The 14,263-nt window shown below is 35.2% G+C and carries 14 protein-coding genes and 1 pseudogene; 4 read left to right on the top strand and 11 right to left on the bottom strand.

Annotated elements, in window-relative coordinates:
- Positions 1 to 22: 22 nt before the first annotated feature.
- The 3 genes and pseudogenes from zwf to hxlR all read right to left on the bottom strand — a co-directional run.
- Positions 23 to 1,522, bottom strand: a complete 1,500-nt coding sequence (gene zwf, locus ACFVAD_RS19210) for a glucose-6-phosphate dehydrogenase (protein ID WP_386643834.1) — start codon at positions 1,520 to 1,522, stop codon at positions 23 to 25.
- Positions 1,523 to 2,295: 773 nt separating this feature from the next.
- Positions 2,296 to 3,156: a YitT family protein gene (locus ACFVAD_RS19205; protein WP_386643831.1), complete on the bottom strand. Its 861-nt coding sequence runs from the start codon at positions 3,154 to 3,156 to the stop codon at positions 2,296 to 2,298.
- 230 nt (positions 3,157 to 3,386) lie between these two features.
- Positions 3,387 to 3,515: pseudogene (gene hxlR / locus ACFVAD_RS19200) on the bottom strand (transcriptional activator HxlR); the annotation flags it as partial.
- 220 nt (positions 3,516 to 3,735) lie between these two features.
- On the opposite strand from hxlR, the gene hxlA reads away from it, so the two are divergent.
- From hxlA to ACFVAD_RS19180, 4 genes are all read left to right on the top strand, one after another.
- Positions 3,736 to 4,383, top strand: a complete 648-nt coding sequence (hxlA, locus tag ACFVAD_RS19195) for a 3-hexulose-6-phosphate synthase (protein ID WP_386643828.1) — start codon at positions 3,736 to 3,738, stop codon at positions 4,381 to 4,383.
- A gap of 7 nt (positions 4,384 to 4,390) precedes the next feature.
- A complete protein-coding gene (gene hxlB / locus ACFVAD_RS19190; protein WP_386643825.1) occupies positions 4,391 to 4,948 on the top strand; it encodes a 6-phospho-3-hexuloisomerase in 558 nt (185 codons plus the stop codon).
- Between the two features lie 133 nt (positions 4,949 to 5,081).
- The gene (locus tag ACFVAD_RS19185; protein ID WP_386643822.1) at positions 5,082 to 5,798 is read left to right on the top strand and encodes a 3-ketoacyl-ACP reductase; all 717 of its coding nucleotides are present in this window, start codon (positions 5,082 to 5,084) and stop codon (positions 5,796 to 5,798) included.
- 276 nt (positions 5,799 to 6,074) lie between these two features.
- The gene (locus ACFVAD_RS19180; protein ID WP_386643819.1) at positions 6,075 to 7,082 is read left to right on the top strand and encodes a DUF3231 family protein; all 1,008 of its coding nucleotides are present in this window, start codon (positions 6,075 to 6,077) and stop codon (positions 7,080 to 7,082) included.
- A 506-nt stretch (positions 7,083 to 7,588) separates the two neighbouring features.
- Here ACFVAD_RS19180 and ACFVAD_RS19175 read toward each other — a convergent pair.
- From ACFVAD_RS19175 to ACFVAD_RS19140, 8 genes are all read right to left on the bottom strand, one after another.
- Entirely contained in the window at positions 7,589 to 7,963 is a 375-nt protein-coding gene (locus ACFVAD_RS19175) for a VOC family protein (RefSeq protein ID WP_386643817.1), read from the bottom strand.
- 14 nt (positions 7,964 to 7,977) lie between these two features.
- On the bottom strand, positions 7,978 to 8,604 hold the full coding sequence (locus ACFVAD_RS19170) for a GyrI-like domain-containing protein (protein ID WP_386643814.1): 627 nt from the start codon (positions 8,602 to 8,604) through the stop codon (positions 7,978 to 7,980).
- Positions 8,597 to 9,958, bottom strand: coding sequence for a helix-turn-helix domain-containing protein (locus ACFVAD_RS19165; RefSeq protein ID WP_386643811.1), 1,362 nt, complete (start codon positions 9,956 to 9,958; stop codon positions 8,597 to 8,599). Before ACFVAD_RS19165 ends, ACFVAD_RS19170 begins: the two co-directional genes overlap by 8 nt.
- Positions 9,959 to 10,325: 367 nt before the next feature.
- Entirely contained in the window at positions 10,326 to 10,895 is a 570-nt protein-coding gene (locus tag ACFVAD_RS19160) for a DJ-1/PfpI family protein (protein WP_386643809.1), read from the bottom strand.
- 387 nt (positions 10,896 to 11,282) lie between these two features.
- Positions 11,283 to 11,465: a hypothetical protein gene (locus ACFVAD_RS19155; RefSeq protein ID WP_386643806.1), complete on the bottom strand. Its 183-nt coding sequence runs from the start codon at positions 11,463 to 11,465 to the stop codon at positions 11,283 to 11,285.
- 1,151 nt (positions 11,466 to 12,616) lie between these two features.
- Positions 12,617 to 12,889 (bottom strand): DnaA N-terminal domain-containing protein, encoded by a 273-nt coding sequence (locus ACFVAD_RS19150; RefSeq protein ID WP_386643803.1) that lies wholly within the window; start codon positions 12,887 to 12,889, stop codon positions 12,617 to 12,619.
- 142 nt (positions 12,890 to 13,031) lie between these two features.
- Positions 13,032 to 13,409 (bottom strand): hypothetical protein, encoded by a 378-nt coding sequence (locus ACFVAD_RS19145; RefSeq protein ID WP_386643800.1) that lies wholly within the window; start codon positions 13,407 to 13,409, stop codon positions 13,032 to 13,034.
- 153 nt (positions 13,410 to 13,562) lie between these two features.
- A partial coding sequence (locus tag ACFVAD_RS19140) for an HNH endonuclease signature motif containing protein (RefSeq protein ID WP_386643797.1) occupies positions 13,563 to 14,263 on the bottom strand: 701 nt, incomplete at its 5' end.

The following is a 14,263-nucleotide window of genomic DNA, read 5'->3' as shown; positions in this document are numbered from 1 at the left end:
TGTTATCCTATTTTTAATGTTTTTACTGATTGATTTTTGAATTAATCCCATACTTAGACCCTTGGTATTCCCACCAATAAAACCCGTCCTCTTTTAAAAGTTCATCCGAAGCATCCGGTCCCATCGAACCTGAACGATACAAATATAAGGGAACTGTGTTTTCCTCAAACGCTTCTAAAACTGGCTGCACCCATTTCCACGATAATTCCACTTCATCCCAGTGGGCAAAGAATGTCGAGTCACCGCGTAAGGCATCAAAGATTAAGAGTTCATAAGCTTCGGGTATGTCTTTTGCTCTGGTTGAAAAATCAATTGAAATAGGCTCAATATCTCCGTTTTTTAGCGGATTCTTACTATTCAATTGCAACGATATCCCTTCATTGGGATTGATATCGACAATTAATAGATTTGGTACCGTTTGTTGATCGGATCCATTCAATTCCTTAACTGGATTTTTAAACTCAATGACGATACGTGTTGACTTTTCCTTCATTCTCTTTCCGGTACGAATATAGAAAGGAACTCCTCGCCAAAAATCATTATCAATCCACAGGCGGGCTGCAACAAAAGTATCATTGACAGAAGAAGATTCAACTCCTGGTTCCTCCCTGTATCCAACCACTGGATTATGATTCATTTCTCCAGCAATATACTGGCCGCGGACAACTTGAGAACCGGCTTCCTCTTTCTCAAAACGCCGTAATGATTCCATCACTTTTCTCTTTTCATTCCGGATATCTGCTGCGCTTGTCGTTTTTGGCAAATGCATTGCCGTCATCATCAACATTTGCAGCATATGATTCTGGAACATATCGCGGATGGCTCCTGCTTGATCATAATAGCCCGCTCTGTCTTCTACTCCAACCGTTTCACTAGCAGTTATTTGTACATTGGCTATGTGCTGATTATTCCATAAGGATTGAATCACAGGATTGGCGACTGTCAATGCTTCGAGGTTTTGAACCATTGTTTTGCCAAGATAATGGTCTATCCTGTATATTTGCTCTTCGCTAAAAGATTTGCCCAGCCTATGATTTAAATCTTGGGCGGAAACTATATCATGACCAAAAGGCTTTTCAATAATAAGGCGATTCCATCCATTAGCCGTTTTCAAATTGCTTTCATTAATGTTAGAGGCGATTACATCGAAAAACTCGGGTGCAACAGACAGATAGAATAATCGATTTTCAGGAATGTTTAACTCCTGTTCACGCCTTTGAACCAAATTAAGCAGTTCTTGATACCCTTCCACATCCGTTACATCTAATTGGCTGTAACGAAACGCGTTGATAAATTCATTTAATTTAGCTTTATCTTCGAGAAAGCGTCTAGAGAATGTTCTTAATGAATGTTCTACATTTGTTTGAAATGTATCATCCGTTAGGTCTCTTCTGCCCAAACCAATAATCGAAAATGATTGGGGCATCTTTTGATCTAAAAACAAATTATAAAGGGCTGGATAAATTTTTCTTTTGGCTAAATCGCCCGTTGCTCCAAACAAAACAAATGTCATTGAATCCACTTTTTATTCCTCCATTTTTCAAAACATATTCCAATAGAAAGGATAGGTACACACCTGATTTTTCTCCCATCTTGCACAATGAAAGTGAACTCCCGGAAATGGTCATGGCCGCATTGGGGGCATTGATTATTTATAGTAATCGTTAAGCATCTTTCGCAAACTTTTCGATGCTTTGCTATTGGCCTTAACAAAACCGCTTCATGCTTCTGTTTTCATTAGTTGACGATCAATCTTGAATTAGGATCTGTAACTTCCACTTAAAAACTGTATTTTATATTATTACAGTTCAAATAAAAAAATAGATTTATCTTAAATTCGATTTTATTTACAAAATACAAAAGTGAATTCTTCATTCCCGCTTTTAAAAATTCTAATGGTATATATGTCGTTCCATCTTAACAATCGCCGCATAAAGAAGAATTCGTTGCTTATGGCTGTTAGTATAATACCTACAACAAATTATTAAAAGTACGCACTTTTATGTCATATAGTAAACAAAAAATTATTTAGTATACTTTTATACACCGTTGAGCGTTATGTGATTTTCCATTAGGGGATATAAAACAGAAAAATCCTCGTTAATGTACGAAGATTTCTCTAAATTGCCTTGGAGTAATGATTTAAATAAGAGTTTGATCAACTCATAAAAATAAGGGAGTGTCTCAGGGTTCAAGTGTAATTGTTATATTTTTTCTTAATGCAGACTTTCTAACCTTGTCTTTTAGACAGAAACTTATCAAACCTTCTAGAAGTTTATAACAGGTAAGCCAATATTACGATTTATTGTTAGAAAGGTTGGCTTTCGGTAATATAAGTGACCTATCTATACCAGATGTTTCACAAACATAGGATGCCTCCATAATAGCTGATGGATCTGCTGCTAAAACGACACTTTTTAATTTGGAAAAAATAAACCTGTTCGTAATACAATAAATAATCTTCTTTCTTTCCCCTAAAAACCCGCCTTCTCCATATAAAAAAGTGATGCTGATATTTAAATGATTGATAATGCTTTCTCCAACTTCATCCGGTTTTTCTGAAATGATCATGACAGATTTCCCATGATTTAATCCGTCTAAAACATAATTAATCATTTTCGTCACTATATAAAAAACCGCCAGAGAAAGCATGGCCTGTTCCAATGAATAGACAAGCGCTGCAATCGTAAATATGAAAGCATTCACAACTAACAAAAATGAGGAAATCGGAAATCGATAGTGTTGGTTAAACCATATGGCCAGCATTTCAGTGCCATCTATTGCACCGCCAAACTTTACAACGATTCCTATCCCAACACCTAAGATTACCCCACCGTATAAAACAATTAATACTTCAGATTGAGTAATAGGAGGAATCGATTTAAAAAATACTAAACCAACGGTAGTAATGATATTAGCATATAGAGTTCTAATGACAAAGGATTTACCCACTTCTTTAGCTGTGAAAATTAAGATTGGAATATTTAAACCCAAAAATACTACATAAATTGGGATTCCCCATAAAGCATTGGCCATTATCGATAACGCTGTTACACCCCCATCTACTAGCCCGTTTGGTGCTAATATCGTTTCTAATCCCATAGCAACGATTGACGCCCCCAAAGTTAAAAAACCATACTCAACAATTCTTTTCATTATCTCACCTGAAAATATGTATTTTTATTGATTCCCTACTATAAAACAGTTCAACTTAAATCCTCTACAACACAGGAATATTATTTACCTTTTTCCAGATTGTACTCCTTTATTTCCTTTATTCACTGGATCATTGCAAATAATATTCCACTTTTGACCGAACAACAGGATAGACTTTTCGTTAAACAATGAAGTCTTCTAGTTCGCTTAATGCTCTCCATAAGAACCTCCAGCTCACCAAATCGTTTCGTACCCTCTTTTCCTAATTGCCACAAAATCACCATTTTCCATTTACCGCCAATAACATACAGCGTTAATTCTTTTTCACAGTTAAACATTTTGTCCTGCATACGTGACATTTGTTTCACCTCTACTTCTGTATAGAATAACGCATAGTATACTTTTTAACACTATGTAAAAATAAAGTGCGTACTTCCACTATTTCAATATACACATTATACTAACATTGTACCATTGTTAACATGAGCATTGGTTATTGTTCCCGGGAGAAATGAAAGTGAATAATGGGCATCATTACTACTGTGCCACAAATTAAAAATTATGAGGAGTGAAACATAAATGGAATTACAATTAGCATTAGATTTAGTCAACATTCCAGAAGCAATTGAATTGGTAAAAGAAGTAGAGGAGCATATTGATATCGTAGAAATCGGGACACCGGTTGTGATCAACGAAGGTCTTCATGCTGTAAAGGCAGTTAAAGAAGCATTCCCTAACTTAAAAGTTTTAGCAGACTTGAAAATTATGGATGCTGCAGGATATGAAGTAATGAAAGCTTCCGAAGCAGGCGCTGATATCATCACTATTCTTGGAACAGCTGAAGATATGTCAATTAAAGGTGCTGTAGAAGAAGCGAAAAAACAAGGTAAAAAAATCCTTGTAGATATGATTGCGGTAAAAGACCTTGCGGGACGTGCTAAAGAAGTGGATGCTTTGGGCGTTGATTATATTTGTGTTCACACGGGCTACGATCTTCAAGCAGTCGGAAAAAATTCTTTTGAAGACCTACAAACCATCAAAAATGTGGTTAAAAACGCTAAAACGGCCATCGCAGGCGGCATTAAATTAGAAACACTTGCAGAAGTCATTAAAGTAAATCCAGACCTTGTCATTGTAGGCGGAGGGATTACTGGACAAGATGATAAAAAAGCTGCTGCTGCCAAAATGCAACAAATGATAAAAGAAAACACGGTTACAGCAGGTTAATCCTAAGATGCAGACGACTCAGTATTTAGCAGAAATCTTGAAAGAGCTTAATCATTCAGCTGACTTAATCGCAGATGAAGAAGCTGAAAAACTCGTCAACGGGATACTTGAATCGAAAAAGGTTTTTGTCGCCGGTGCAGGCAGATCAGGATTCATGGCCAAATCCTTCGCCATGCGGATGATGCATATGGGTATTGACTCTTATGTAATCGGTGAAACGGTAACTCCCAACTTTGAAAAAGAGGATATCTTAATCATCGGATCCGGATCCGGGGAAACAAAAAGCTTAGTCTCCTTAGCTGAAAAAGCAAAAAGCATTGGTGGTAAAATTGCAACTGTCACGATATTCCCTGATTCCACTATTGGACAGTTAGCAGATATTACCATTAAGTTGCCTGGATCACCGAAAGACCAATCAGAGGGCGATTATAAAACCATCCAACCAATGGGCTCACTATTTGAGCAGACCCTTTTACTTTTTTATGATGCCGTCATTTTGCGATTCATGGAGAAAAAGGGATTAGATACCAATAAGATGTATGGCAGACATGCCAATCTTGAATAAAACATAGTTCTAAGAATGAAATAATCAAAAGACAGCAGACATTCTAACTTTGCTGTCTTTTGGTTAGTCTTTAAAACTTCAATTTGTTATTATTAACATTTATTCTATAAAATCTTATTTAAGGGATGATAGCATGATTTCATTAAAAGGAAAAACAGCTTTAATTACTGGGGCAGGCAGAGGAATCGGGCGTGCTACTGCTATTGCGTTAGCGAAAGAAGGCGTTCATCTAGGATTGATTGGATTAACGATGTCTAATCTTGAAAAGGTAACCGCGGAACTAGAGCAATATGATGTGAACGTTTCAGCAGCAACAGCAGATGTAGCCGATCTTGAAGCAGTCCATCATGCTGTTGAACACATCAAATCAGATCTGGGTGCTATTGATATTTTAATAAACAATGCAGGTATAGCTAAATTTGGCGGTTTTCTTGATTTAACTCCTGAAGAATGGGAAAACATCATCCGAGTAAACTTGATGGGTGTATATAATGTAACAAGAGCCGTTTTACCTGATATGATTGAAAGAAAATCAGGAGATATTGTGAATATCTCCTCAACTGCGGGCCAAAAAGGAGCACCTGTAACAAGTGCTTACAGCGCTTCTAAATTTGCTGTTTTAGGACTAACGGAATCACTCATGCTAGAGGTAAGAAAGCATAATATCCGTGTAACGGCTTTAACACCAAGTACCGTTGCAACTGATTTGGCAATTGAAACCAATCTTATCAGTGGAAATCCTGAAAATGTTATGCAACCAGAAGATTTAGCTGAGCTGCTTGTAGCCGGGTTAAAGCTTCATCCAAGAGTCCTTGTAAAGACTGCAGGTTTATTTTCAACTAATCCTTAACTTGAGAAGCGATCGACTCTTCTTGTCTATATCGGATAAGAAGCAGGAACCTAGTTGTAGAGTGTACTCTTTGTTTAAAAATAGGTATTAGTCAGCTTGAAGAAGATGATCTCTGCATTATACAGGGATCATCTTTTTTAGGTTCCATTGATACCTGATATAGTTTGGTTGTGATTCATATGTGGAAGTTAAAAATTTTATCATCTAAAATTTTTAACAAATATAATTTATTGTTAATGGTTAACCTATTTCTGTAAAAGTTAGGAGGCTTGAAAAATGGAACAGGTTAATCACCAAGAAAGAATTAATGCCTCAGAATATGGTATCATCTGGTCGCAATATGTAAATGATAGTATGTCACGTTGTGTTCTTCGCTATTTCTTAAATGATGTTAAGGATGAAAATACTCGTGGTTTACTACAATTTTCCTTAGAATTATCAGAGACCCATATAGAAAGAACGAAACAATTTTTAATCCAAGAAAACTATCCCATTCCGATAGGATTCACAGATGATGATGTAACTGTAAACGCCCCTAGTTTATTTACGGATACATTTAAGGTGATTTATTTGCAAATTATGGCCATACATGGCTTGACGAGATATGCTGGTGCAACAAGCGTTTGTATTCGAGAAGATGTCAGAAAATATCTTATTGAATGTACTTCTCAAACATTGGAATTATATGATAGGGTCACTACCGTGGCTTTATCAAAGGGAATTCTTAGTAAGCCGCCTACATTAAATAACAAACAAAAGATTGATTTTATTAGGAAACAGAACTATTTAACTGGCTGGTTCGGAAAGCGAAGACCGATAAATGCAATCGAAATCAGTGGTGCACACCTTAATATGCAAAAAAATATGGTGAAAATGGTTTTAGAGTTAGGATTCAGTCAAGTATGCCAATCTAAAGAAGTACGAGAGTATTTCGAACGTGCTAGAAAACTTTGTAAAAGACACTTTCATATACTGGGTTTAATGTTAGAAGAGGAGAATCTCCATAAACCAAGGATATTTGAATCAGAAGTAACCGATTCAACCGTACCTCCCTTTTCTGATAAGCTTATGCTTTTCCATATAGCAACACTACTATCTGCTGCACTTGGTTATTATGGGGAGGCTCTATCAATGTGTCAAAAAAGAGACTTGTCGGCTGATTACGCTCGAATGAATATGGAAATGGCTTTAATCGCTGAAGATGGCATGAATCTTTTAATAGAAAAAGGTTGGATGGAACAACCTCCTACTGCCACTGACCACGAAAACTTGGCGAATGATTAGAACAATGACGACTATATGGATTGAGTATGAGAAAAAGCTACATGAAGGTATGCGGGAATAAAGGAGAAAATCTAACCCCCACTTATTACCATATACTGCACGCATTCTCCACGCCGAGGTTTTCCCTGCCATGCCTCATCGGATCAATGCCCTCTCATTCCTTGGTCATGCCCATCCAAGGGGTGGAGGCCGGTAATGCAAACGGAATGGGTCTGTGCCCTTTTGTTTAAGTATCCCAGGACTCCGTGCTTTTTTCCCATGAAACGCAATTCTTTTGGTTTGGGAAATAATCGAAGTGTGGACACATTCCTTTTTACTGGATTGCGCCACATGTAATAAAAACATTAAAATTCGTTAAAAGTATTAATATCTATCGGTGAGAAAATAGAAGGCTGAGTTGTTTCAACATAAAAATAAATTTCTTCACTTAAGAAAGGAATCCGTTCCTCATTGGAAATACATTAGAACATAAATACTAATGTATGAATCTATTTGTTATCATCACTTTACCAATGTGATTGAAGCTTATTACCATTTGGATCATAAAAGTTGAAATAAGCATGACCATTATCTTCTTTTATTTCTTCCACCTTAACACCATTATCAATTAGGTGTTGATGAAATTCAGATAACTCTGGACTGGTAAAGCCAATGCTAAAGGCTGGTTTATTATCAATTGTAAAATGTGCAAATGTATCATCTTCAGCAGGAACTAAAGTAATCAAAAAAGGGCCTTCATTAATTTTAAAAATCGCAAATGGATCCTCAGTAATAGTTAATAATTGAAGTCCTAACACATCCTTGTACCATCGTGCAGACTGCTCTAAATCTCTAACAGGGATTCTAATATAATGTACTTGTTCAATGAATGATTTACTCAAAATTCATCTCTCCTTTATTTAATTGGATATAAAATATCAAAATCAAATGCCTGAATCTCATGAGCTGGTACTTCAAAAGGATTAAATGAGTCAAGTCGATTTGGTTCAAGGGAAAAAGCGTCAGTACCATTATCAATATGGTATCCTTCTTCTTTAATCCATTCACTCAGATAGTTATACCTACGATCCATTTCTGCCCTGCTGAAACAACAGCAATCGATTTTAGCATACTTTCTTTTTGGTATAGTAAAGCATTTGCACCCCTCAGGTGTATGAGCAATTTCACTCACTCTAACTCCTATCCATAGCTCAACTGTTCCATCAGATTGCACCATATTCCCTTGATTATAAAAGACAATACCCTCATTTTCTTCCATTGTTATTGAACGATCAGAAGATATGATATTCTTTAGTTTTTTCCATCCTTTTCTGATTTCCTGTCCGGCCTCAAAGTTTTCCATGCGACCGTTAACTTTTAAAGCTAGCATGTTAAACTGTTCAATAGTAACTGTATTAACTTCAAATTTTCTGCTTTTTTGATGCTTCTCTCGTTGGCCTAATAGAACTTGCAATGATTGTGGAGTTCGTTGAGGATGATAATCTTCTAAAGGAAAAATGTTTCTTACAGCTCTGTCACCCATTCATTTTGCTCCTTTCTATAATAGGTATATACATTCGCACACACACGTTATTGTCAGACGAACTTACATAAGAGGATTGATATTGAGCAAACCACTGTCTAGAATCATCTAGAATGTATTTTTCTCCACTAACGATCCAGCGGTGAATGATTTCTAAAATACCAGTAAGTGTTCCGTATGCCTTTGTTTCCAGAACAGCGAATAGCCCGCCACCCAATATCTTTTGATTAATTTTTTGAGTGTTAATATCTTCATGTCTAAAATAATTGGTAATACCATATTCACACCAATGTTCCAAGACATTTTCAGCATCATAGTTGTATGAGAAGTAAAGCAAGCAACTAGAAGAGTCTATTGAAGGGTTTGATTTTAACCATTCCGCTAAAGTTTCATCAGCTTTCTCTTGGCTACCATAACCGTAGACCCTACTATATGCCACACAAACAGATTCCTTTTTCTCTACTTTAATCATTTCAGGTATTAATTGGCGCTTAATTGGCAAATATAGTTTCATTCGAACAAGTTTCTCATTAAAGGTAATGTACTCTTCCAGATAAGTATGAGAACCTTCTGTAAACGAACTTTTAGGCAACCACTCTGAATACATTTGATTCCATAATGATAGAATACTGTAATCGCTAGTTGCTGATGTGACACCGACTGCATACAATCCACCTTGAATAGTTTTAATTTGCATTCCGGCTATTGGGTTAACGATAGGATCTTCAAAAGAAATTATTATCTCATATGCATACAGTTTTGATTTCACATCCAAAACTTCATCGTATTCTATATTTCGTCCAAAAAGCCTTATTTTTTTCTGGTCTAAATCAGAATTTTGAACTAGCTTTTGAACCACCATAAGTGCATCCTTTTCAATTCCATCTAAAAGGTTTGATGTATGTATACAACTAAATACAGTCATTTCTTTCAGTTGAATTACTTTAATATCTGGATATCTATCGAACAGATCCCGTCCCTCTAAGTAATTTATTTTTTCGTATAAATCAATCCGATCGAAACTAAAGAACATATCAGATTCTCTATATACTTTCGGAGTAATTCCAACTATTTTCTTAAATGACTTTGTAAAAGAAGCCTGTGATTCAAAACCAACTATAAGTGCAATGTCCAAGATTGATCGCTTTGAGTATTTTAGGTGGTCTGAAGCGATGCTGATTTTTCTTTTACGCATGTAGTCTTTTACTGGATACCCAGTAAGAGAGTAAAACATTCGGTATAAATGCGGGAGTGACATGGAAGCTTTTTTTGCAACTTCTTCTAACTCTATTTTCTCTTCGATATTTTCCTCTATAAAATCTATTGCTGCTTGAACACTAACTAGGTAATTCATTATTCACCACCATTTTCTAGATTCTCCAGCGATATTCTGTAAGAACACCTCCTTGTTATAACTATATCAAGGATACAGATTTTATTTTTGTCCTTTTTTATCAAAAACTGTGTTGCTTTAATACTCTCATTCTTAAATCTATAGAAATTTTAACATAAATATCCAAACAAATTCTTACCCTTAAATTGGCTATATACTCATAAAATGTTTTCACTTAATAAGGTTGCTATTTGTTGCATAGTATTTAGTCTAATATGCAATAAAAGTGTTACTCTACAATCTGGCCCAAAAATGGGAAATGAGCGCTTATCCTTGTTCCAGGATAGCGGCCGTTTCTGGAATAACTTTCTTAAATATGCTTAAATAATTATTTATTTGTCAAAGATAAACCCTCTCCCACAGGCTGGATTGAATTTAATACTGCATCTCTTACATTCTTACTTATCAACTTTTCAATAAACCATCCAACTAAATCTTGTGCAGCTAAGCAGCCAGCAGCAGTTGCGATATTACCTTCTACAACAAATGGTTCCTCAACAACGTTAACATTAAATTGTTCTAATTCCTTTTTAGCTGTTGGATAAGTAGTTGCAGTCTTCCCATTTAATAAACCAAGAGCTCCTAGAATAAGGGCTCCTGAACACATAGAACCTACTAATTGTGCAGAAGGGTTTAGATTCAGCCTTTTCAGATATTCTTCATCATTATATAGTTTCCTTGTCCCTGGTCCACTTGCAAATAAAACTGCATCTACATTATTTAAATCGTCAATTTCTGAATGAATCGGAACTGTCAAACCTGTAACGGAGAAATGACACTCTTTTGTTCCATAAATTTTAACTTTCCATCCAGGATGTTTTACACGATTAAAGAGATCCCAAGGTAAAAATACATCAATGTCAGTAAAATCATCAAACGCTACAATCGCGATTTCCATTGAATCCCCTCCCTAAAACTCCAATATATTATTCTTTGTCCTATAGCTTACAATTTCCAGGTGAACCAATTAAATTCCTTCTTACTCCATAATATCTACTTATAAACGAAAATGAGCGCTTATCCTTGTTTCAGGATAGCGCCCTTTAATTGAGTAACCCTGCCGTAATCAAGCTAAAAATAAGATAACCATTAATTGCACCCCAGCCTGTATTGTTAGCAGTATTTCCATCACCATTATGTATTTTTTTGCTAGTGAAACACAGTTCACAAAGAAAATTATTGCTATTATTGGGGTTATATACAAGAGGAAATATTCCATTATTTATTACCCTCCCTATTTTTTACTCAATAATCGCTCTCAGTTAATTTAAGTGATGTGTTTCTTTCACAAATGTTTATTTGCATTACCATCTCCCCTATTCCAAATTTCATCTAATTTCTTTGAAATCCTTAAAAGTAATATAATGATGTGAATAAAAAAACCAACTATCATTCCTACTAATGGTGCGAAAGGTCCAATAACAAAAAGTGCTATTATAGTTGGTACTATGTATCCAAGAGCTATCATTAATTTCTCCCCCAAATTTTTTTACTGATGTCTTGTTATACAATTCTCACCCTTTTGCAAAATAAAAGCTGCCAACGACTACTCCTTGTTTCACTCTTGCTCCCTTTAACATAAGACTCTGTAACAATAAATATCTGTCTATACCCCATTGTCCCATTGGTTTTATTTCTTCTTTAAAACAAAGACTTCTCTAATGAAAGCTCCTACTATTGAAGATAGAAAAATAATAACAATTAAGTTTAAAACTCTCACAAATGTATGAGGGGTGTAAATAACTACAACACTTTGAATAATCACGAGTAAACCAATAGTTACAGACATCAGTATTAAAAATTTCGGTGAAGCTTCCCTTTGCTTATCTATTACACTCGCCCCTTTTTAAATTTCAATTGTGCGGGAAGTATAATAATTAAATTAACCATTTTGCCCCCCTCCCCTTAATAACCCCTTTTTAACTCTTCTCTCCTATTCATAAGTAAGATGACCACTTTGCTGCAATCGCTCCCATTAATTGAAGAAGCCTTACTCTGTTGGGACATATCCTATAACTTCCTTTTCCTGAAGGTCAACAAAAATCTGAGGTACCCCATTGATAAGGTTTTCTTTAGATTCAAAAGAAACCATTAACACCTCATCTCTGTGAGGTTCACCGTCCAGCATATGTCCAAAACTAGTGTCTGTAATCTCTACTGAAGCATTTCTCCAATCTTCTTTAGCTAATTCATCCCATCCTTTTTCCTTAACGAATTCCCAAGCAACCTTTACTACAGATTGGTATTTATCGTTTTCTTCAACATTTTTAAAGATTTCTTCAGGTTCAGCACTCTCTTCAACTTGAGGTGAGCAAGCGATTAAACCAAAACATAAAGAAGTTATAGCTAAGCCGACTGTTATTCTTTTGATAGTAAGACCCTCCTGAAAAATACATTTATAAGATTAGACGGATTATTTCCTGTCAGGTTTCATTTTTCTCTTTATCAAGACGGATGTTACCCTGGATGTTCAACTAATACTCTTGCTAATTGAAGAAGGCAATAACCTGTGAACAATTAGCTGATCTTCAGTTATGCTCCCTTTTCTTGAATAAGATTAATGTTTAAGAAATAAACAGCCTCCTATCAGGAAGACTGTTTAAGCTGAAATCATTGTAGTTAATTAATAGTGCTTTCTGCTTCCTCACTAGATTTAGAAGTAATAGAAATTTTCATTTCTTTATTTAGAATTGCTGACGAACTTCTTCCAATCAATTGAGAATAATTTTTCCTTACCCAATCAGCAGCAAAATCATTAGTTGCGTAAATTACAATTTCATCATCAGTTAAAGACTTTATTCCAGTGTTTTTAAACCAAGTGGTAAAGGCTTTTTCACTTATTTCTTTTCTTATAATTTCTAATACCTTATTCCATAATTGCAATTTATCCATAATTTCCTCCTCTAATTAGTCCATTAATCAATCTTACTAAATCATCCATTGAAAATACAGGAGAACTAATGTGTCTTCAGCGGAGAGTTATTAAATTTATGCTCCCGATTGTTGAAGTAGCTATCTATTACCGTAAATTTAATTATCTTCCTTCTCCTCTTAATTGTGTTCCATTTGGAGAAAAGATTAAATCCAAATAGTATCTCTCATTTACTGAGGAAAAGGAAAACATATAGCTTTTATCTTTTTCAATAAGGTTATAGACGTTTGAATCTTTAAAATAGACTTTATAATATTCTCTGTTTTCTTCTTTTTCGGCTCCATTATAACCAACTACCCACATTTCCATATATTCACCTGGTTCAATATGATGCTCTTTTTCCATCACATAAAAATCACCAAATGTATGAGAACTATTTGTTAATTGATTATTACCTTGGGGATTTTCAAGATAAATAAAAATGCTTGCAATAACAATTAAACCGATGAAGATTAAAATCCATTTCTTTTTTTTTCTCATTTTATACTACCCCTCCTCATACAGATAGGTAAAAGTTTGAAGTTATCTCCCCTTTTTCCCCCTGTTCACACCGCACGTGAAACTTTCATTTCATACGGCGTTCCAACTAATCCAAATCCTCGTTTTCTATGTATAGGTGAAGCTATTCAAATTTTAAATCGATTGTAACTTGCATTGTTTTCGGAGTTCATTTATTTTCCTTTTTTGATTAGTGTCTACCTTTAATTCTTTTAGTGTTTTTTCAATCTTCATGTGGTCTTTAAGATGTACAAGTCGATGGACGGATTCATGCAATACTATAAGGTTGGAAAATCTGTCATCTCTTGAGAGATGATATGGTACTTTGTGATGACAGTGCCAGTCAGACATTCCAAGTTCCCTTCCCGTTACAGCACATTTTCCATACTGAGCAATGAACTTACTAATGCGATTATCGTTGTATTCAATCGATCGATTTGGTATAAAGTTTGTCATGACATAGGTTAGAACAATATTGGGTATCCCTTTAAGATTCCTGTGAATTTTCTCTCTACCTTCAACTGTATAGTTACAGGTTACTTGGGAGTAACACAAGTTTGTTTTATGCCGTTGGGCATAAATTGGGACAAATACCATCTCTTGTATCTTGTAAAACTGGGGTTCATAACCTTTGTACCTTTTCTGTAAGGTTACAGTCATATCTTCAAACTTTGCTTCTTTTCTTACATCTTTTAGTCGATTATATAATGTCCTTCGAAGATGGAAGTTTAACTCATTTAAATTATTCGATATATGAGTTGCTGCGGCGTAATAATTTTGTATTCCCATAACGACAGTATTAAAGTGCCAAACTGTTTCTGCACAAGGTTTCTTAT

Origin of the sequence: Sutcliffiella sp. NPDC057660 (assembly GCF_042800035.1) — a bacterium.
GTDB lineage: Bacteria > Bacillota > Bacilli > Bacillales > Bacillaceae_I > Sutcliffiella_A.
This window is presented reverse-complemented; position numbering and strand designations above follow the sequence as displayed.